This is a genomic window from Chromobacterium vaccinii (genome assembly GCF_000971335.1).
In the GTDB taxonomy this organism is placed as follows: Bacteria; Pseudomonadota; Gammaproteobacteria; order Burkholderiales; family Chromobacteriaceae; genus Chromobacterium; species Chromobacterium vaccinii.
Window position 1 is genome coordinate 24734 of record NZ_JZJL01000020.1, and the last position, 19726, is coordinate 44459.

General features: G+C 65.8%; 20 protein-coding genes. 9 read left to right on the top strand and 11 right to left on the bottom strand.

Features of this window, described 5'->3' with window-relative positions; genetic code table 11:
- Window positions 1–45: 45 nt before the first annotated feature.
- Genes tadA through VL52_RS11575 form a run of 3 tightly spaced genes read left to right on the top strand, consistent with a single transcriptional unit; the run spans window position 46 to window position 1818 of the window.
- Entirely contained in the window at window positions 46–780 is a 735-nt protein-coding gene (tadA, locus tag VL52_RS11565) for a tRNA adenosine(34) deaminase TadA (protein ID WP_046157173.1), read from the top strand.
- A 1-nt stretch (window position 781) separates the two neighbouring features.
- On the top strand, window positions 782–1405 hold the full coding sequence (locus VL52_RS11570) for a L,D-transpeptidase (protein ID WP_046157174.1): 624 nt from the start codon (window positions 782–784) through the stop codon (window positions 1403–1405).
- A complete protein-coding gene (locus tag VL52_RS11575) occupies window positions 1405–1818 on the top strand; it encodes a DUF2721 domain-containing protein (protein ID WP_046157175.1) in 414 nt (137 codons plus the stop codon). Before VL52_RS11570 ends, VL52_RS11575 begins: the two co-directional genes overlap by 1 nt.
- A 62-nt stretch (window positions 1819–1880) precedes the next feature.
- Here VL52_RS11575 and VL52_RS11580 read toward each other — a convergent pair whose 3' ends face one another.
- From VL52_RS11580 to VL52_RS11600, 5 genes are all read right to left on the bottom strand, one after another.
- Window positions 1881–2651, bottom strand: a complete 771-nt coding sequence (locus VL52_RS11580) for a class I SAM-dependent methyltransferase (RefSeq protein ID WP_046157176.1) — start codon at window positions 2649–2651, stop codon at window positions 1881–1883.
- A 226-nt stretch (window positions 2652–2877) separates the two neighbouring features.
- The gene (locus VL52_RS11585; RefSeq protein ID WP_046157177.1) at window positions 2878–4404 is read right to left on the bottom strand and encodes a fumarate hydratase; all 1527 of its coding nucleotides are present in this window, start codon (window positions 4402–4404) and stop codon (window positions 2878–2880) included.
- Window positions 4405–4637: 233 nt separating this feature from the next.
- The gene (locus tag VL52_RS11590; protein ID WP_021477736.1) at window positions 4638–5366 is read right to left on the bottom strand and encodes an MgtC/SapB family protein; all 729 of its coding nucleotides are present in this window, start codon (window positions 5364–5366) and stop codon (window positions 4638–4640) included.
- A 137-nt stretch (window positions 5367–5503) separates the two neighbouring features.
- Window positions 5504–7150: an NRAMP family divalent metal transporter gene (locus tag VL52_RS11595; protein WP_144410223.1), complete on the bottom strand. Its 1647-nt coding sequence runs from the start codon at window positions 7148–7150 to the stop codon at window positions 5504–5506.
- A 565-nt stretch (window positions 7151–7715) separates the two neighbouring features.
- The gene (locus tag VL52_RS11600; protein WP_046157179.1) at window positions 7716–8612 is read right to left on the bottom strand and encodes a DMT family transporter; all 897 of its coding nucleotides are present in this window, start codon (window positions 8610–8612) and stop codon (window positions 7716–7718) included.
- A gap of 96 nt (window positions 8613–8708) precedes the next feature.
- Between VL52_RS11600 and VL52_RS11605 the strand changes: the two genes are divergently transcribed.
- A complete protein-coding gene (locus tag VL52_RS11605) occupies window positions 8709–9533 on the top strand; it encodes an AraC family transcriptional regulator (protein ID WP_046157180.1) in 825 nt (274 codons plus the stop codon).
- On the opposite strand, the gene VL52_RS11610 is transcribed toward VL52_RS11605, so the two are convergent.
- Together VL52_RS11610 and VL52_RS11615 are read right to left on the bottom strand one after the other, a co-directional pair.
- Window positions 9523–10938, bottom strand: a complete 1416-nt coding sequence (locus VL52_RS11610) for a cryptochrome/photolyase family protein (RefSeq protein WP_046157181.1) — start codon at window positions 10936–10938, stop codon at window positions 9523–9525. The genes VL52_RS11605 and VL52_RS11610 overlap by 11 nt on opposite strands.
- Window positions 10935–11882, bottom strand: a complete 948-nt coding sequence (locus VL52_RS11615) for a LysR family transcriptional regulator (protein ID WP_046157182.1) — start codon at window positions 11880–11882, stop codon at window positions 10935–10937. The genes VL52_RS11610 and VL52_RS11615 overlap by 4 nt, the downstream gene beginning before the upstream one ends.
- Window positions 11883–12003: 121 nt before the next feature.
- On the opposite strand from VL52_RS11615, the gene VL52_RS11620 reads away from it, so the two are divergent.
- Entirely contained in the window at window positions 12004–12474 is a 471-nt protein-coding gene (locus VL52_RS11620; RefSeq protein WP_046157183.1) for a DMT family transporter, read from the top strand.
- 2 nt (window positions 12475–12476) lie between these two features.
- On the top strand, window positions 12477–12929 hold the full coding sequence (locus VL52_RS11625; protein WP_046157184.1) for a DMT family transporter: 453 nt from the start codon (window positions 12477–12479) through the stop codon (window positions 12927–12929).
- Between the two features lie 11 nt (window positions 12930–12940).
- On the opposite strand, the gene VL52_RS11630 is transcribed toward VL52_RS11625, so the two are convergent.
- Window positions 12941–13282, bottom strand: coding sequence for a YnfA family protein (locus VL52_RS11630; protein ID WP_046157185.1), 342 nt, complete (start codon window positions 13280–13282; stop codon window positions 12941–12943).
- Window positions 13283–13403: 121 nt separating this feature from the next.
- On the opposite strand from VL52_RS11630, the gene VL52_RS11635 reads away from it, so the two are divergent.
- Window positions 13404–13784, top strand: a complete 381-nt coding sequence (locus tag VL52_RS11635) for a VOC family protein (protein ID WP_046157186.1) — start codon at window positions 13404–13406, stop codon at window positions 13782–13784.
- Window positions 13785–13934: 150 nt separating this feature from the next.
- Here VL52_RS11635 and VL52_RS11640 read toward each other — a convergent pair whose 3' ends face one another.
- From VL52_RS11640 to VL52_RS11650, 3 genes are all read right to left on the bottom strand, one after another.
- A complete protein-coding gene (locus VL52_RS11640; protein ID WP_046157187.1) occupies window positions 13935–14372 on the bottom strand; it encodes an RrF2 family transcriptional regulator in 438 nt (145 codons plus the stop codon).
- A gap of 54 nt (window positions 14373–14426) precedes the next feature.
- Window positions 14427–15641 (bottom strand): NO-inducible flavohemoprotein, encoded by a 1215-nt coding sequence (gene hmpA, locus VL52_RS11645; RefSeq protein WP_046157188.1) that lies wholly within the window; start codon window positions 15639–15641, stop codon window positions 14427–14429.
- Window positions 15642–15784: 143 nt separating this feature from the next.
- Window positions 15785–16417: a lytic polysaccharide monooxygenase auxiliary activity family 9 protein gene (locus VL52_RS11650; protein ID WP_046157189.1), complete on the bottom strand. Its 633-nt coding sequence runs from the start codon at window positions 16415–16417 to the stop codon at window positions 15785–15787.
- Between the two features lie 301 nt (window positions 16418–16718).
- On the opposite strand from VL52_RS11650, the gene VL52_RS11655 reads away from it, so the two are divergent.
- Window positions 16719–19343, top strand: coding sequence for a glycoside hydrolase family 15 protein (locus VL52_RS11655; RefSeq protein WP_046157190.1), 2625 nt, complete (start codon window positions 16719–16721; stop codon window positions 19341–19343).
- Complete coding sequence (locus tag VL52_RS11660) at window positions 19340–19666, top strand: hypothetical protein (protein WP_200895997.1); 327 nt, start codon at window positions 19340–19342, stop codon at window positions 19664–19666. The genes VL52_RS11655 and VL52_RS11660 overlap by 4 nt, the downstream gene beginning before the upstream one ends.
- Window positions 19667–19726 lie beyond the last annotated feature (60 nt).

Consider the following 19726-nt stretch of genomic DNA (forward strand, 5'->3'; position numbering starts at 1 on the left):
CGCGATAATGACGGTATCGCCGCAACCCTCGCTTCGCCCGACTCCGTGACGCTCACCTCCCCTCCGCTGCCTCCCGCCGCCATCGCCTGGCTGGCCGAGCTGGACATCCACACCCGTCAGCAACTGCTCGCTCGCGGCGTCGTTACCGCCTTCCTGCTGCTGAAAGCGGCCGGCCACACCGCGACCCGCCGCTTGCTGTTCGCGCTGGAAGCCGCGGCGCGCGGCATCCACTGGCAGCAACTTGGTGACGCCGACAAGGAGGCGCTGCTGCGGCGGCTGTCCGACCACCCCCCGGTGGCCCTGCCCCCGAACGAGGAAGAACGCCGGCGTTACATGGGCGTGGCCAGAACGCTGGCCGAACAAGCATCCGCAGAAGGCGAGGTGCCGGTGGGGGCGCTGGTGGTAAAAGACGGAGAGATCATAGGCCGCGGCTACAATCAGCCGATAGGCCGACACGATCCGTCGGCGCATGCCGAAATGCAGGCGCTGCGCGACGCCGCCGCGCGCCTGGGCAACTACCGGCTGGACGGCTGCGACCTGTACGTGACGCTGGAGCCCTGCCCAATGTGCAGCGGCGCCATCCTGCACGCGCGCATCGCGCGCGTGATCTACGGCGCCGCCGATGCCAAAACCGGCGCGGCCGGCAGCACGGTCGACCTGTTCGCCGACGCGCGGCTCAACCACCATGCGGCGGTGTTCGGCGGCGTGGAGGCGGAAACCTGCGCGGAACAGTTGTCCTCCTTCTTCCGCCAGCGGCGCCGATCCGCCGGGGAGGAGTGAAATGCGCGCGAGACTCGCCATCCTGCTGGCTTGCCTGGCACAGCCCTGTTTGGCAGCCGACGACGCGGCGCTCATCCTGCAGGCGCAAACCGATGGCCCGCTGCATGCCACCTATCCCAACGCCCGCCATTACGGCTCGCCCTGGATCTGGGTGGGCGTCAAGTCGCAGACGCTGCGCCTGCTCGACGATTGGGGACGGGTCCAGAAGGAATACGTGGTATCGACGGCGAAGAACGGCGTCGGCGAAACCAGCGGCAGCTACCAGACCCCGCGCGGCTGGCACGCCGTGTGCGAAAAGCTGGGCGACGGCGCGGAAGCGAACACCATCATCTTCCGCCGCCAGGTCACGCCGTGGAAATACACCCCCGAGCTGCACGCGCAATACCCGAACAAGGACTGGATCCTCACCCGCATCCTGTGGCTGTGCGGCCAGGAGCCAGGCCTCAACCAGGGCGGCAATGTCGACAGCTACGAGCGCGCCATCTACATCCACGGCGCCGGCGATCATGTACCATGGGGCCGGCCCAGCTCGCTGGGCTGCGTCCGCATGAAAAACCGCGATGTGATTGAACTGTTCGATGCCGCGCCCAACGGCACCGACGTATGGATAGACGAGAACTCCTGATGCACTCCGCTCTGAACCTGGCCACCCCGGCCCTGCTGTTCCCCGCCGTCTCGCTGCTGCTGCTGGCCTATACCAACCGCTTTCTCGGCCTGGCAGGCATCATCCGCAACCTGTACGAGGAATACCGCGACAGCCAGGACCCGAAAATCCTGCGCCAGATCGGCAACCTTCGCACCCGGATCACGCTGATCAAGTGGATGCAGTTCATGGGCATCGCCAGCCTGTTCCTGTGCACGGTGGCGATGTTCCAGATCTATACCGGCTGGCAGGCGACCGGAGAAGTCACCTTCGGCGCCAGCCTGCTGTGCATGATCGCCTCGCTGGCGGTGTCGCTGCTGGAGCTGGTGCGCTCGTCGGACGCGCTCAACATCCTGCTGTCCGACCTGCAGGCGGAATACGACCGCCGCCACTGACCCCCAGCCGCAAACGACAAAGCGCCCGCGATCGGGCGCTTTTTTACGTCCATTGAACTCTCTCAGCCGATGAGGCCAGCCGCGCCATCCTTGCGCGCCACCATCAAGTGCAGCGGCAGATCGACGCGCCGCACCTGGCTCCGCGGCCCCCAGGCCCGGGTGATGCGCTGACAGGAATCGTCCAGGATGCTCTCACCCAGGGCCTGCTTGCACAACTTGCTGGCCGAGGTGGTGTTGAGGAAGCCCAGGAAATGATCCAGGGTCCAGTCGCTGCTGATGGTGAAGCTGGGCGCTTTCAGCAACGGCAACGGGCAGCCGCTGCCGCGGAAGTCGTCCCACAGCAGTTGACAGCGGCTGGACCAGAACGGCTCGACGATGGACCACAGCACGCTGCAGGCGCGGTCGATCTCCGGCGACACCACGCAATGGTGGTAGCCCCATGCGGCGAAAACGCCGCCCGGCTTCAGCACCCTCTGCATCTCCGGCCAGAACGACGGCAGATGGAACCAGTGCAGCGCCTGCGACACGCAGATCAGGTCGAAACAGTCGTCGTCGAACGGCGTGACCTCGGCCGGGCACTCGCGGTAATACACCTGATTGTGCGGCTCGGCCGCCGACAGCTGCGACGAGCTGATGTCGGTGGCGTCGACGCGCGCGAAACTCTCCCCCAGCCTCACCGCGGTCTGGCCGCTGCCAGTCGCGCAGTCCCAGGCGCGTCCGCGTCCCGGACACAGTTGCAGCAGCCAATCGTACAGCTCCTCCGGATACGATGGGCGAAAGCGCGCATACAGGTCCGGGTACAGATTGAAGGTGGCGACGGAACCGAGTTCCATATTCATTACTCGCTAGGTAGAAACACTAAAACAATGCCGTGAACATTTTCAGTATTTATGCCGTAAGTCAAAGATTTGCAAGATAAAAAACGAAAATATGCTGCAGATTACCGGTCTGTGCCGCTAGTCTGCAACAGACCATTGCTTCGAAACCCCCAGCGCAGCGGATGCGCCATAAAAAATGCCGCTCCTATCGGAACGGCATTCCTCGCTCAAAGGGACAGGCTCAGCCCGCACTCACCGGAATCTTGCCGATCTTCACCCGCCATTCCGCCGGGCCGGTGTTGTGCACCGAGGTGCCACAGGAATCCACCGCCACCGTCACCGGCATGTCCTTGACCTCGAATTCGTAGATCGCTTCCATGCCCAGGTCGGCGAAGCCCACCACCTTGGACGCCTTGATCGCCTTGGATACCAGATAAGCCGAACCGCCGACGGCCATCAGGTAAACGGCCTTGTTGTCCCGGATCGCCTCGATCGCCGCCGGGCCGCGCTCGGCCTTGCCTATCATGCCCAGAAGGCCGGTCTGCTCCAGCATCTGTCGGGTGAATTTGTCCATCCGCGTGGCCGTTGTCGGGCCGGCCGGGCCGACGACTTCCTCGCGCACCGGGTCGACCGGGCCGACGTAATAGATGAAGCGGTTGGTGAAGTCCACCGGCAGCGTCTCGCCCTTGTTCAGCATGTCCACCATGCGCTTGTGGGCGGCGTCGCGGCCGGTCAGTATCTTGCCGTTCAGCAGCAGCACATCGCCCGGCTGCCAGCTGGCCACTTCTTCCTTGGTGATCTTGTCCAGATCCACACGCTTGCCGTTGGACGGGTCATAGGTGATGTCCGGCCAGTCTTCCAGGCTAGGCGTTTCCAGATGCGCCGGGCCGTTGCCGTCCAGGTGGAAATGGATGTGGCGGGTGGCGGCGCAGTTCGGGATCATCGCCACCGGCAAGGATGCCGCGTGAGTCGGGTAATCCAGAATCTTGACGTCCAGCACCGTGGTCAGGCCGCCCAGGCCCTGCGCGCCGATGCCCAGCGCGTTGACCTTGTCGAACAACTCCAGGCGCAGCGCCTCGACGCGGGACAGCTCGGCGCCGGCCGCGGCCTTGGCCTTCAGTTCGTGGATGTCGACATGATCCATCAGCGACTCTTTCGCCAGCAGCATCGCTTTCTCCGGCGTGCCGCCGATGCCCAGGCCCAGAATGCCCGGCGGACACCAGCCGGCGCCCATGGTCGGAACAGTTTTCAGCACCCAGTCGACGATGGAGTCGGACGGATTCAGCATCACCATCTTGGACTTGTTCTCAGAACCGCCGCCCTTGGCCGCGCAGATCACGTCCACCTGGTCGCCTTCGACGATCTCGAAGTGCACCACGGCCGGGGTATTGTCCTTGGAGTTCTGGCGCTTGCCGGCCGGATCCAGCAGCACCGAGGCGCGCAGCTTGTTGTCCGGATGGTTGTAAGCGCGGCGCACGCCTTCGTTGACCATCTCCTGCACGCTGAGCTGGGCGTCCCACTGCACTTTCATGCCCACTTTCAGGAACACCACGGCGATGCCGGTATCCTGGCAGATCGGGCGCTGTCCTTCGGCGCACATGCGGCTGTTGACCAGGATCTGCGCCATCGCGTCCTTGGCGGCGGCGCTCTCCTCGTTCAGGTAGGCCTGGTACAGCGCGTCGATATAATCTTTAGGGTGGTAGCAACTGATGTACTGGAAGGCATCGGCAATGCTCTGAATGAAGTCTTCCTGGCGGATGATGGTCATAAGGCTGTCTCGAGAAACCGGGCGCCGGTGGGGCCGCCCGTGGATTACCCCGCCGCCGGCGCCTGATTCTGGCTACGCCCTGCGGCAACTAAAAACCTAATGTTGATTGTAACACCGTCTGTCATGAACTTTGACCCCGGACAAGGCGCGCGGCCGGCTATCCCGCCCGGCATCGGATAGGAAAAGCCGCCGGGCTCTCGCCGCGGCGGCTTCAGGTTCGAGCAAGCAGACGCTCACTCGCTGGTGCTGGTGTTCCAGTAAGCCTGGCTGATGTACGGCTTGGCCGCCAACTCGGCAGCGATGCGGTCCAGCTCGTCCGAATCCACCGAGGTGGCCAGCAGCGTGGCGGTCATCTCCACCTCGTCGTCGCCGAAGGCTTCGACATCCAGATCCCCCACCGGGTAATTGGCCTTTTCCAGCAGTTGGCCCACCTGGGCCAGCGCCTGCTTCTGCTCCTCGCGGGTGGCGATCACGCATAGCTGGTAAGTGACTTCGCTGGCATCGTCGTCTATCGGGCGGCGGTTGATGGAATTGACCACCGGCCGCAGCAGCGTGTTCACCGCCAGCACGAACACCGTGGTCAGGATGGCCTGGCCCAGCATGCCGGCGCCGGCGCAAGCGCCGGTGGCGGCCGAGCCCCACAGCGTGGCGGCGGTGTTCAGGCCGCGCACGTTCAAGCCCTCTTTCATGATGGTCCCGGCGCCGAGGAAACCGACGCCCGAAACCACATAAGCCACCACCCGCGACGCGCTGCCCGAGCCATCCAGTTGCAAGGCCATATTGACGAAGGCCGCGGCGCTGACCGCCACCAGCGCGTTGGTGCGCAAGCCGGCGGTGCGCTGGCGGTATTGACGCTCCAGGCCGATCACGGTGCCGCAGACGAAGGCCATCGCCAGGCAGATCAGCGAGTGCAGCAGGCCGAACCAGTCCAGCTCGAACATATTGTGCAGGTTGTAATGCATGCGTCCTCCTTGTTATCCGGTTTCTTATAAGGAACATGCATGGTGGTTTTCCGTGAAAGCCACCATGCACCGCTCCCTAACATGACAAAAAGCCGGCGCCGCTTTTACGCGGCACCGGCCCCACCTTAACCCGCCGCTTACTGGCCGAGCAAGGCGACCTGCGTCACCTTGTACACCACCATGATGACAGCCACCACCAGATAGCCGCGCAACACGGCCATCCACATGCGGTTGCTGCGGGACAGCGCCATCGGCTTCAGCTGGGCCAGCGGCGGCATGCGCCAGGTTTGCATGTACAGCTTGCTCGGCTTGGCCTCTTCCGCCAGATCGGCGCCGGTTTCGGCATCGCGGCGCAGCTTGACGACATGCGCGGCGATCACCACGATGCCGCCGACGATGCCGCCGCCGACCAGCACGTTGACGATGGTCTGGCTGGAGATGTCCGGCCACAGCACCGAGGCGGTCAGGATCACCGACAAAAGCACCAGCACCGCCGCCACCAGGCCGGTGAACAGGTTGGTCCAACGGCCATTCACCCACGGACCCAGCACGTCCTTGTCATTGCACAGCAGCAGCAGGAATACCGAGGCGGACGGCAGCAGCACGCCGGCCAGCGTCTGCACCGCGTTGGTCAGCAGGCCCAGCGGCACGCCTGGAATCAGCACCAGCGCGGCGGCGCCGGCGATCAGCAGGAAATACACCAGGTAGAAGGCGCGGGCGTCGGACGGCTTGCGGTGCAGCGAGTGCTTCATGTTCAGCACGTCGGCCAGCGCGTAAGCGGTGGACAGCGACACCGCGCTGGCGCCGATCAGGCTGGCGTCGATCAGCGCGACCGCGAACAGCACGCCTGCCAGGTGGCTGTGGTATTTGGAGAGGCCGGCGGCGACGGCGCCGGCGTCCTGGAAATTGCCGAATTCCGGCTTGCCGGCGAACAGCGCGGCCGACATGCCGATGATGGCGACGGCGCCGATCAGCACCAGCACGATGCCCAGCCACAGGTCGGCGCGCTCGTACTTGATGAAGCGCGGCGTGATGCGCTTGTCGATGACATAGCTCTGCTGGAAGAACAGCTGCCACGGCGCCACCGTGGTGCCGACGATGCCGATGATCAGCAGCATCACGTCGGACAGCTTGCCGCCGGCCGGCATGCCCGGCACGAACAGGTCATGGCCGATCTGCTCCATCGGCGGGTGCACCATCATGAACACCGGCACCAAGAGCAGGCTGAACACCACCAGAATCATCGAGAAGCGCTCAAAGCGGCGGAAGTCGCCGGTACTGGCGGCCGCCATCACCAACAAGGCGGCGGCGACCACGCCCCACTCCTTGGGCAGGCCAAGATACTGCAGGCCCAGCGTGATGCCGATGAATTCGGTGACGATGGTCAGCGCGTTCAGCAGGAACAGGTCGATGGCGCTGAAGGCGCCCCAGAATTTGCCGAAGCGCTCCAGGATCAGACGGGCATGGCCGACGCCGGTGACGGCGCCCAGGCGCAGCACCATTTCCTGGTTCACGTACAGCACCGGGATCAGCAGGATCAGCGTCCACAGCAGCGAGGTGCCGTAGTTCTGGCCAGCCTGGGCGTAGGTGCTGAAGGCGCCGGCGTCGTTGTCGCCGACCATCACGATCAGGCCGGGGCCCAGAATGGCCAGCAGCGTGCGCAGCCGCTGCCAGATGCCGTTGCGGGCCGCCACATCGCCGTGGCGAATGGTGCCGAAAGCGCCGCGGATGTCTCCGACGTGGGCGCTGTCGAGTACAGCTTCGTTCTTGACGTTATTCGTCATTGTCATCGTCTCCGAACGGGCGGCGCAAGCGGGGACCGCCCGTCGTTTTTCAAGCAAACGAAGGCATGCGGGCATGAGCGCGGCTGCGCCGGCCGGGCGGACAAACGCCGGGCGCACGCAAACGCGAAGATGCGCAAACCTGATTTAGGCGTCCGACAGGGTTCGGTACGCGGTCATCAGCAGTAACGGTATGGGGTAAGCGCGCGGCCGCGGCGGAGTGGCCGAGCCTGGGATGCGCACTGTCTAGCCTCGCGGCAGGACAGCGGCCAATGAAATGGTGACGATGCCTTTGCCGGTCAGCACGACCCGGTGGATAACCAACTACTACTGCAACTTTCCAAGGCATCAGCCCCCAGTTATGAAAACGCCGCGATGGTAATCCTGGCGCGAAATAAACGTCAACACCCCTATGACAATGCGGTTTTGCACCGCAACGCGGCCATCCGCAGCAATCTGCCACGACATGGCCGCGCATCGATTCCACGCGCGGCTTTACCTTCGCTCTCGCACTATAAGCGCAATAAAACGCCATAACGCTCAGGTAAATTTTTGTTAATGGATTGTGTTATTTATTTACAAAAGCCATCTTTTTGGCGCTGCCCAGCTTCAGCAGACCCTGCCCCAGCGCCACGCCCAGCAGGATCAAGCCGCCGCCCAGCCAGTGGTAGTGATGGATGGTTTCCCCCAGCAAGGCGCTGGCCAGCACCGCGGTGAACAGCGGCAACAGGTTCATGAAAATGGCGGTGCGCTCGCTGCCCAGCTTCTGGATGCCGCGCATCCACAGATAAGCCGCCAGCAGCGAAGAGCCGATGCCGGCGAACAGCACCAGGCCGATGCCCTTGGCCGGAATGGCCATGCTCTGCGCGGTCAGCGTCAGCGGCAACAGCAGCAATACCGCCAGGCTGGCCTGCAGATACAGATTGAGCCAGGCGCCGAACGGCGGCGCCCAGCGCCGCAGCAGAATGCCGTACAGCGCATAGGACGCGGCGCCGGCCAGGATCAACGCGTCGCCGGTATTCACGCCGTTGGCCAGCAGGCTCATCGGATCGCCCTTGCCCAGCAGGTAGACCACGCCTGACAACGACACCGCCACGCCCAGCCAGGCCAGGCCGCCCACCTTCTGGCGGAATACCGCGGCGTTCAGCAACAGGCCCAGCAAGGGCACCAGCGCGGTGATCACGCCCATATTGGTGGCGCTGGTGCTGTGCGCCGCGTAATAAGCCAGGCACTGGAACATCACCATGCCCAGCATCGCCAGCGCCAGCAGCTTGCCCAGCCAGGGCTTCAGCTCGCCGGCGCGGCGGCGCAAGACCGGCAGGCAGAACGGCGTCAGCACCAGCGCCGCCAACAGCCAGCGGTAAATGGAAATCGCAGCCGGGTCCAGCACCTGGGCGGCGGCCTTGGAAACAATGGTATTGGCGGCCCAGATCAGCACCGCCAGCAGGGGAAACAGCATGGCCATCACAGCCTCCTTCGACTTTACCCCATCCATTTTAGGTTCGTCCGTTATGGAGCATATAATTCAAAACGGACAAATCACTGGGGCAAACCGGACAATATGGACGTCGACAACCACGACGGCTACTTCGCCAGCGATCAGAGCCTGCTGGAGCCGGCGCCGCTGATATTCCGCTACCACCGTTTCACGCCGAAGAGCGAGTTCGCCCGCCATCGCCACCGCTGGGGCCAGCTCAGCCGCATCAATCTGGGCATGATGGAACTGCTGCTGGACGACAGGCGCGTGGTGGCCACCGCGCAATACTTGCTATGGACGCCGCCAGCCGAGCCGCACGCCGCCTACATCCACCAGGCGATGCACTACACCTCGATCTACGTCGAAGACGGGGTGGCCGCGCAGTTGCCGCCCTCCACCTGCCTGCTGGAGCAGACGCCGCTGGTGCGGGCGCTGCTAGACGATTTCAGCCAGCGCCAGATCACCGTGCCGGCCGAGCCATGGGACATCCGCCAGGCCGAGCTGCTGTGCCAGCGCATCCTGCGATCCGGCCGCGAAGCCAGCTACTTGCCCGACAGCCGGCAGCGCCTGCTGCAACCGATACTGGACGCGATCCGCCAGGATCCGGCCGACGCCACGCCGTTGAAGGCTTGGGCGGAACGCGTGTTCAGCACCGAGCGCACGCTGGCGCGGCTGTTCCAGCGCGAGCTGGGCATGAGCTTCGGCCAATGGCGCGGCCGGGCGCGCCTGCTGGAAGCGCTGTCGCGGCTGAAGCAGGGCGACAGCGTGCAGGACATCTCGGCGCGGCTGGGCTACGCCACGCCGTCGGCCTTCATCGCGATGTTCCAGAAACAACTGGGCGACTCGCCGGAGCGCTACCGCCGCCAGTTGCTGGAAAGCGGCGGCTGGCCGGACGAATTCAACGCTTGAACAAGGCCAGCGCCAATTCGCGCTGAACCGCGTGGTCGACCGCCGGCCGCGGGTAGTCGCGCCCCAGCCGCACGCCGGCGTCCATCAACTGCTCCGGCCTGGCCAGCCACGGCGCGTGGATCAGCTTGTCCGGCAGCCGCGCCAGCTCCGGCACGTAGCGGCGGATGAAGCGGCCGTCCGGATCGAACTTCTCGCTCTGGCTGACCGGATTGAAAATGCGGAAGTAAGGCTGGGCGTCGCAGCCGGTGCTGGCCGCCCACTGCCAGCCGCCGTTGTTGGCCGCCAGATCGAAATCCAGCAGTTTCTCGGCGAAGTACTGCTCTCCCCAGCGCCAGTCGATCAGCAGATCCTTGACCAGGAAGCTGGCCGCCACCATCCGCAAGCGGTTGTGCATGTAGCCGCTGCGGTTCAGCTGGCGCATCGCCGCGTCCACCAGCGGATAGCCGGTGCGGCCCTCGCGCCAGGCATCGAACCATTCAGAGTCATTGGGGAAAGGCAGCGCGTCGTACTCCGGCTTGAACGCGTGCGCCACCACGTCCGGCCGGTGCCACAGCACTTGCTGGTAGAAATCGCGCCAGATCAGCTCGCTCAGCCAGGTCATCGCTCCCTCGCCGCCGTCGTGCCAGGCATAGGCGGCCAACTGGCGGATGGAAATGGTGCCGAAGCGCAGATGGACGCTGAGATAGGACACGCCCTTGACGCCGGGAAAGTCGCGCTGCGTCTTGTAGCGCTCGATGCGGCCGGCGAAATCGGCGAACAGCGCCTCGGCCCCGGCCGCGCCGGCCTTGACCGGCAACGAAGCCAGATCGCTGGGCATAAAACCGATATCGGCCAGGCTGGGCATGGGTTCCGCTTCGCGCGGCATCAGCGCGTCCAGATAGCGCCGCACGGGATAGGCCTGCAGGTGGAACGGCGTCAGTTTCTTCAGCCAGGCGTTCTTGTACGGCGTGAACACCGCGAACGGCTTGCCGGCGCCGGTCAGGACTTCGTCGGTCTCGAAAATCACCTGATCTTTGCTGTCATGGAAGGCGATGCCGCGCTCGGCCAGCCGCCGCGCCACCTCGGCGTCGCGCTCGCGGGCGGCCGGTTCGTAATCGCGGTTGCAGAACACCGCGTCGGCGCCCAGTTCCGCCGCCAGCTGCGGAATCTCGTCGACAGGTAGCCCATGGCGGACCAGCAGATCGCCGCCCAACGCGTTCAAATCCGCCTTCAAGGCCGCGACGCTTTGATGGATGAAATCGACGCGGCGGTCATCGCGCGGCAGCGCGTCCAGAATGGCGGCGTCGAACACGAACACAGGCAGCACCGCCTCGCCATGCTTCAACGCGTGGTAGAAGGCGGCGTGGTCGTCCAGCCGCAGATCGCGGCGCAGCCAGACCAGCGCCGTCCGGTAGCGTTTGCTCATTGTCGCTCCCAATTCTTGGTCGACAGCACCGATGGGGGCAGGCCGCTATCCCACAACGGCGTCTCGCCGCCCAGTTTTTCTTCGAGGAAATCGATGAAGGCGCGCGCCTTGGCCGGCAGCCGCCGCTGCGGCGACACCGCGTGGACGGCATGCGGCGGCAGCGGGTAGTCGGTCAGCACCGCCGCCAAACGGCCGGCGGCCAGGTCCGGCCCGACGATGAAGGTGGGCATCTCGCAAATGCCCAGGCCGGCCAGCAGCGCGTCGCGCCGCGCCTCGCTGTTGTTGACCTGGTAATTGCCGCGCGGCTGCACGCGGATTTCGCCATCCGGCCCCAGAAAGGTCCAGTAGGCGCCGCCGCGGTAATAGGAGTAATGGATGCAGTTGTGCCGCGCCAGCTCGGCCGGATGCGCCGGCTCGCCGTGCGCGGCCAGATAGCCCGGCGACGCGCACACCACCACCCGGCAAGGCGCGAGGCGGCGCGCCACCATGCGGTTGTCCGGCAGATTGCCGATGCGCACCGCCAGGTCGTAGCCGCCCTCCACCAAGTCCACCATCCGGTCGTCCATCGCCATGTCCAGCTGGATGTCCGGATAGCGGCGCAGGAATTCCGCCGCCAGCGGCGACAGGTGCAGCCGGCCGAAAGCCATCGGCGCCGCCACCCGGAGCAGGCCCTGCGGCCTGCCCTGCAAACCGGCGGCCACCTCCTCCGCCTCGCTGGCCAGCGCCAGCGCGCCGCGGGCGCGGTCGTAATAACGCTCGCCGGCCTCGGTCAGGCTCAGGCTGCGCGTGGTCCGTTGCAGAAGGCGCACGTTCAGCCCGGCCTCCAGTTGCTGCACGCGCTTGCTGACCGCGGATTTGGTCAGCCCCAGCCGTTCGGCGGCGGCGGAGAAACTGCCGGCCTCGACCACGGCGACAAAGATCGGTATCGCGGCGAAATGCTCCATTTTATTGTCCACTTTTCATCCGCAATAAGTTTCCAAAAATATGGATTATCAGTCAATAAGACACAATGTACAGTTCCGGCATCCGGCCTCGCCGCGTTCGTTCAAGACCTGAAGGATTTCCATGCATACCCATCATTCCGCCGCCCAGCCGCTCACGGAGTACGGACTGAGCGCGCTGGCGCTGCTGGCCGGCGCGCTGCTCGCGCTGATGATCCATTGCAACAGCCGGCTCGCCGCTTACGGCAACCCGCTGACCGCGTCGTGGCTGGCTCACGCGATAGGCATGCTGGCCGCCCTGCTGCTGTGGAAGGCGCTGCGCCAGACAAGGCCCCATGCCGGCCGGCCGCCCCGCTGGGCCTACTTGGGCGGCGTGCCCGGCGCCTTGACGGTGGCGCTGGCCGCCATCGCCGTCAACAGCCCGCTGGCGCTGTCCGGCACCCTGGCGCTGGGCATGGTCGGACAAGTGCTGTTCGGCCTGCTGTCCGACCGCTTCGGCCTGTTCGGCATGCCGCGCCGTCCGCTTCGCCTGAACGACGCCCTGGCGCTGCCGCTGGTGCTGTCCGGCTGCGCGATCCTGATTTTCGGAGCTTGAACATGTTGCTGTTCATGACCTTGGCCATCGTCAACGGGCTGTGCATAGGCGGCAGCCGCTCCCTCAACGGCAAGCTGGCGCAACACGACGGCGCCCTGGCCGCGTCGTTCTGGAACCATCTGGGCGGCTTTCTGTTTTTGAGCCTGTTGCTGGCCTGCGGCGCCGCGGCGCTACGTCTGCCGCTGAACGCGCCCTGGACCGCCTGGTGCGGCGGCCTCATCGGCGCGGCATTCGTCGCCCTCAATGGCTTCGCGCTGCCGCGGCTGGGCACGATGAAAACCGCGCTGCTGGTGATCGCCGGCCAAATGGTGGCCGGCGTGCTGATCGACCGCCTGGCGGGAGGCGGCGGCAAGTCCGCGCTGGCTCAAGCGGCCGGCGTCGCGCTGATCACCGCCGGCCTCTATGTGTCCAGACGCGACCATGCCAAACCGGCGGCGGCGCGTGCGATGCCTTGATCCTTTGCCCCCTACCCGCGCGGCGCCAGCATGATCACCGCCATGCCGGTCAGCGCCAACGCGCAGCCGATCGCGTCCCAGCGGTCCGGCCGCACGCCGTCCACCAGCCACAGCCAGCCTATCGCCACCGTCACGTAGACGCCGCCGTAAGCGGCGTAAGTGCGGCCGGCCGCCGCCGGATGCAAGGTCAGCAGCCAGGCGAACAGCGCCAGCGACAACGCGGCCGGAACCAGCAGCCACCAGGATTTCCCCTCGCGCAACACCAGCCACGGCAGATAACAGCCGACGATCTCGGCCAACGCGGTCAACACGAACAGGCCCGCCATGCGCGACAGGCCGGACAACCATTCCATACACCCTCTCCTGCATCCCGCGCCAGTCCTGGCGCTATGGATGTCATCTAAAATAACAATTTAACAATCAAATATAATTTAAATATCATATAGAAATCAGCACCGCCTACAGGAGAAAACCATGGCCCCATTCGCTATCTTAGGGCTCGATCACATCGTGTTGCGCGTCGCAGATCCCGCCCGCTCCGAGCGTTTCTATCTGGAAGCGCTGGGCTGCCGGGTGGTGAAGAGACAGGAAAAACTGGGATTGGTGCATCTGGACGCGGGCAGCGCGCTGATCGACCTGCTGCCCGGCGGCGAACCCGCCGGAAACAATGTCGACCACTTCTGCCTGCGGGTGGAGCCATTCGATGAAGACGCGATCCGCGCCCATCTGATCCAGCAGGGCATCGCCGTCGAGCCGGCCAAGCAGCGCTTCGGCGCCGAAGGCACCGGCCCGTCGATCTACCTGCGCGACCCGGACGGCAACGGCGTCGAGCTGAAAGGCCCGGCGGCGGCCTAAGCGCCAAGGCCGCCGACGGGGGGCCTCGCAGAGCACGGCAAGGAAGCAACTCAAACACTAGAGCCGCTGATAACGCCCTGAGTCAAGGCGCGCCGACGCAGACAGTACACATGGTACGGCAAGAAGGCGCAACGCAGGATCAGGGCGCTATCAGCTGCTCAGACGATGCAGACGGATGATGGCTTCGCCGGTTGGACTGGCCACGATGTCGCGCAGCGTATAGCCGTCCAGCGTCAGGAAAAAGGCCGCCAGCGCCTCGTCCAGCGCGCCTTTCAGCAAACAGCCGCGGCTCAGCGCGCACGGAGGTTCGGCGCAGTCTATCAACTGAGGCTTGCCTTCCAGCGTGCGCACCACCTCGCCCAACCGGTAGTGTTCGGGCTGCCGCGCCAACGCCATGCCCCCGCCCTTGCCCCGGGTGGTGGCCAGCCAGCCCTGCTGCGCCATGAAGTGCACCACCTTGACCAGGTGGTTGCGCGACACCTCGAACCGCTCGGCGATCTCCGGAATGGTGGCCAGCTGGCCGGGCTGCTGCCCGGTCAGGTACATCAGCACGCGCAGTCCTAGGTCGGTGAATCGGGTCAGTTGCATGTCTATCTTCGGTGCGGGGAGTCGGCGGCAGCATACCGCGTCTGGCCGATGGCCTCAATCGTCGCCGGGGTGGGAGCCGAACACTTCGTAATGGATGCGGTCGGCCGCCACACCCAGGCCGCGCAGGCTGTCGCGCTGCGCGCGCATGAAGCCCAGCGGGCCGCACAGGTAATAGTCGGCATCCGGCAGCAGCGCCAGGCTCTTGATCTCGTGCAGGCTCAGGCGGCCGGCCGCGTGGTAATCGGCGCCGATCACATCCTGCGCGCGCGGCGTCTCGTAACAAACATGAATCCGCAACTGCGGATGGCGTTCGGCCAACTGTCGCACTTTCGCGCCCATCGCGTGCGCGCCGCCGTGCCGGGCCGCATGCAGGAAACGCACCTCGCGGTCGCCGCGTTTGAGCAACTGGCCCAGCATCGCCTGCATCGGCGTCTGGCCGACGCCGGCGCTGATCAGCACCGCCGGGCCGCTCCGTTCCTCATGCAGGAAGAAGTCGCCCTGCGGCGCGCTCAGCTCCAGCACGTCGCCGACCTGGACCTCGCGATGCAGCAGATTGGACATGCGGCCGGCCGGCTTGCCTTCTCCCGCGTCTTCGCGCTTGACCGAGATGCGCAGGTGCTCGCCGTTGGGCGCGTCGGACAGGCTGTACTGGCGCGGCTGGCTCAGCCCCCACTCGGCGACGAAGCGCTTCACCGACACGTACTGGCCGGGCTTGAACGGCGGCAGCGCGCCGCCGTCGCAGGGCTCCAGATAGAACGACGCGATCTCCTCGCTCTCCGTTTCCCTTTTCGCCACCCGGAACGGCCGCCAGCCGCTCCAGCCGCCATCGGCGTTGGTGGTTTCGCGGTACATGCCGTTTTCGATGCCGATCAGCGTGTCCGCCAGCAAGCCGTAGGCCTCGGCCCAGGCCTGGATCAGATCGTCGCCGGCCGCCTCGCCCAGCACCTCGCGGATGGAGGCCAGCAGATGCTTGCCGACGATGGGATAGTGCTCAGCGCGTATGCCCAGGCTGACATGCTTGTGCGCGACGCGGGTCAACACCGGCAGCAGCGGCGACGGATCGTCGATATGCTGGGCGTAGGCCAGCACCGCCATCGCCAGCGCCTGCTGCTGCTGGCCGGAGTGCTGGTGTCCCTGATTGAACACGTTCTTCAGTTCCGGATTGTGTTCGAACATGCGGCGGTAGAAATGGCTGGTCAGCGCCACGCCGTGCTGCTGCAGCACCGGCACGGTGGCTTTGACCAGGGATCGGGTTTGTTCGCTCAGCATGTCAGTTCCTTAAGATATTCAAAAAATACATCTTCATTGCCGAAAAAAATCCCCTGACCGCCGGGGACCTTTAAAAGATGTTTAAATAATACATGTTTATTTGATCTGTGTCACAAAACTACAGCGGCAACGCCGCTCGCGCGTCACGAGAAATTGAAATCGATCACCTGGTAGAAGGCGTTGCCGGTGTCCGCCACTTCCCATACCGCCAGCACCACGTGATAACCGCGGCGCTCCGGCAGATGGACTTGATGGATGGTCGGCTGCGGCGGGGTCAGCTCCGCCTGGTGCTCCCAGAACGGCTGGGCGGTCAGCTCTGCCTTGTAGAACGGCTCCGCTTCGAACTGGGCGCGCGTCAGCGGCCGGTTCGGGTCCCAATCCGCCTTGGTGATGAAGTAGTTCCAACGCCGCGTCGGATGGACGGCGTGGTAGCTCCACTTGAACTCCTGAATCTGGCCGGATTTCACCGGATGCTTGTGCCAGCGGTCGGCGCTCTGCTCGTCCAGCACCGCCGAGTGCTCCTGCCCGGCGCTGGCTATCCTGCCATCGACCGGCGGCTTGGCGTTGACGGCGTCGGACGGCGCCAGCGGATCATGCAGGCTGGCCTCCATGGCCGGGAAGAATTTGCCGCTCTCCAGGCCGTTGACATGCCAGCTCTGCAGCGGACATTGCGCGTTGACGCCGTCGACGCACAGCTGGCCGCGCGAGGCAGGCGCGAAAACTTGGCCGTGGCGAGGCTGGGCGACGGATTGGGACTCCACCTTGGTCTGGCTCATTGCATCCCCTTGTATCGGTATGGGTTGGAAAGCCGGACAGTTTGCCCGGCTGTTGGCAGCGTAAGCTCCACCCTACCCGTCTTGCCCCATCCTTTGTACCGGCTGACTGGCTCGGCGCATGACCCCCCATCCAAATGGCCTGGCGGCGCTTGCGTTTCGCCGCGGCCTGTACTCCCGAGCACCCGCGTGGGCGCGCGCCGCCGCCATCTGATTTATTTGGTATATTGCGTAACAAAATTACAATGACATTGAGCCGCAAGGCTTCGTCAACGCCAGCAAAACACAAGAGGAGACAATAACCATGCCCCATCCGTCCCTGACCCGCCCCGCGCTTTTGGGCGTCCTGATCGCCGCCCTGTTCTCACCCGCCATCCAGGCCGCGGAGGCTTTCGGCGCGCCCGGCGCCGCGCCGGTCCGCGGTCCGGCTTCCAAGTCCTTCGTGGGCACCGCGGTCAACAGCCCTTCCCGCGTCTACTTCACCGGCTATCGCGGCATCGTGTCCGAGGTCTACTACCCTGCGCTGGACACGCCGGAATCGGTGGATCTGCAGTTTCTGGTCGGCGACGCCGGCAAGACCTTCGTCGACGAGGAGAAACGCCAAGCCTACTCCGCCGGCCAGAGCGACAAACGCACGATGAGCTGGATCGCCAGCACCGGCAATGATGGCCACAATTGGCGGATCAGCAAACGCATCTTCGCCGACCCCAACCGCGACGCGCTGGTGCAGCGCGTGACCTTCACCGCGCTGAACGGCCATACAGTCGGCGACTTCAATCTATACGTGCTGTTCAAGCCCTATCTCGACAACTCCGGCAGCGGCAACAGCGCCCAGACCGTGGCCGCCGTCGGCGGCTACGCGCTGGCGGCCAGCCGCAACAGCCGCGCCTCGGCGCTGATGGCCAGCCTGCCATGGAAGACCGTCAACGGCCAGGCCATGCTGTCCAACGGCTTCGTCGGCCAGAGCGACGGCTGGACCGATCTGATAGGCAGCGGCGACAACACGATGAACTGGACCTACGGCTCGGCCACCAACGGCAACATCGCCCAGACCTGCTGGCTGGACCTGGGCGATCCGGCCGCGGCCAGCGTGTCTTTCGACATGGTGCTGGCCTTCGGCAAAAGCCAGGGCGACGCCGTCAACGCCGCCGCCGCGTCCTTGGGCAGCGATCTTTCAGCCGCGCAGCAGCAGTACGACAATGCCTGGCACGCCTACGCCGCCGGCCTGTCCACCCAGGGCGGCCTGGCCGACGACCGCTACTACCTGGCGGCGATGACGCTGAAGACGATGCAGGACAAGAGCAACGGCGCGATGATCGCCGGCATCGGCACGCCATGGGGCGAGACCCAGGGCGACGCCAATCAGGGCGGCTACCACCTGGTATGGCCGCGCGACCTGTTCAAGTTCGCCAACGCCCTCTATACCGCCGGCGACGCCGCCACGGCGTCCACGGTGGTGGGCTACCTTTTCAACACGCTGCAGCAGGGCAGCGACTGCGGCGCGGCGGAATACAACGCGCCAGGCTGCGCCGCCGGCTTCAGCCGTGTCGGCCGCTTCCCGCAGAACGCCTGGATCAGCGGCTGGCCGTACTGGCAGGGCACGCAGATGGACGAGCAGGCGATGCCCATCCTGCTGGCCTGGCGGCTGGGGCCGTCCGTTTCCAATCCGCTGTGGCCCAAGATCAAGCTGACCGCCGACTACATCGTCGCCACCGGCCCGTGGAGCTACCAGGAGCGCTGGGAGGAGAACTCCGGCTACTCGCCGTCGACCCTCGCCGCCGAGATCGCCGGCCTGGTGGCCGCCGCCGACATCGCCCGCGCCAACGGCGACGACGCCAGCGCCAGCCGCTACCTGTCCGCCGCCGACTACTGGCAGCAGAACGTCGCCGCCTGGACCTATACCACCAGCGGCGGCTTCGGCAACGGCAGCTACTACATCCGGATCAATCCGGCCAATCGCGCGGGAAGCGGCGCCGACCGCGCCAGCTTCAATCCGTCCGCCGGGCCGGATACGCCGCAGACGCTGACGGTGAAGAACGGCGGCGGCAGCCATGACGCGCGCCGCGTGGTGGACGGCGGCTTCCTGGAGTTGGTGCGGATGGGCGTCAAACGCGCCGACGACCCCACCATCGTCAACACCATGTCGGTATTCGACAGCGTGCTCGGCCAATACCTGGCGCTGCCCGGCGCGCCCAAGCTGCCGGCCAACGCCTGGTTCCGCTACAACTTCGACGGCTACGGCGAGCACAACGACGGCGGCGACTTCGATGGCGCGGGCGTCGGCCGGCTGTGGCCGATCTTCACCGCCGAGCGCGGCATGTACGAAATCGCCCGCCAGGGGGCGGGCAGCGCCGGCCAACCGTACTTCTCCACGCTGAAGCTGCTGGCCACGCCGGAAGGCATGCTGCCGGAGCAGGTATGGTCGAACAGCGCCACGCTGCCGGACGGCTGGGCGGTGACCACGCCGGCCGGCTACCAGCCGGGCAGCGCCACCAAGTCGATGGGGCCGCTGAACTGGGCGATGGGCGAATACATCAGCCTGCTGGCCTCGATCAACGCCGGCCGCATCGTCGATGTTCCGCAAGCGGTCTGCGCCCGCTACAACAACTGCCGCGCCGCGCCCAAGGCCGGCGAGGTGGCGGTGGCCATCAACGCCAGCGCCGGCACGCAGTGGGGCCAGCAGGTCTACATCACCGGCAATGCCCGCGCGCTGGGCAACTGGAACACCGACCTCGGCATCCCGCTGGACGCGGCCGCCTATCCTTCATGGCGAAACGGCGTCAACTTGCCGGCCGGCCAGCAGATCGCCTACAAGTATTACCGCAAGAACGCCGACGGCAGCGTGAGCTGGGAAAACCTGGCCGGCAACCGCAGCCTGCAGACGCCCGCCAACGGCAACCTCGCCCTGAACGATCAGGTGAACTGGTGACCTACCGCCGCGTCTGGCTTGCCGTCCTGACGCTGGCGGCCGCCGCCGGCGGCGCGGCCTGGCGGCTGCAGCCGATGGAGGCACCCCCTGCTCCGCCAGCCACAGCCCAACCGGCCGCCGCGCCGCCGGTCCAACCCATCGTCCATCAGGCCACGCCCGCCACGCAGTGGCGGCCGCCAGCCCGTCCGGCGCTGCCGCCGATGAAAAAGGGCGGCGACAGCTGGCGGCCGGATGCCGCGCCGGTGGCGGCCAAAGTGGAAATCCAGCGCGGCGCGCCGAACATCGCGGGCGCGCAGCCGCTGCCCAGGCCGCCCGATCCCTGATCCGGCCGCGGCGTCGTGCGGCGGCGATGGTGAAGGCCCGGTCTGCCGGGCCTTTTTCTT